Source organism: Winogradskyella ouciana (genome assembly GCF_009709615.1).
Taxonomy (GTDB): domain Bacteria; phylum Bacteroidota; class Bacteroidia; order Flavobacteriales; family Flavobacteriaceae; genus Winogradskyella; species Winogradskyella ouciana.
Genome location: NZ_WJYA01000272.1, coordinates 1 through 243 on the forward strand (window position 1 = coordinate 1; position 243 = coordinate 243).

Consider the following 243-nt stretch of genomic DNA (forward strand, 5'->3'; position numbering starts at 1 on the left):
CCAAGATGGACGTATAACTGAATATCAAGACTACTTCCTTCAATTTGAATGGTTCCAACCATTACTTATTTCACTTGCTGCACTATTGATATTAATAGGTCTTATATTAGTATTTAGTATCTTCAAACCTACGCATCGAAAACCTGGATTATACAAAGACTTCGATGATGGTCATGTTTACGTATCTCGTAAAGCTGTTGAAAAGACGGCATTCGATACGGTTGCAAAATATGATCAAGTAAG

Annotated in this window: 1 protein-coding gene; it reads left to right on the forward strand. The window is 35.0% G+C overall.

Annotated elements, in window-relative coordinates; all coding sequences use genetic code 11:
* A partial coding sequence (gene amaP, locus F1003_RS19135; protein WP_155090382.1) for an alkaline shock response membrane anchor protein AmaP occupies positions 1-243 on the forward strand: 243 nt, incomplete at both ends.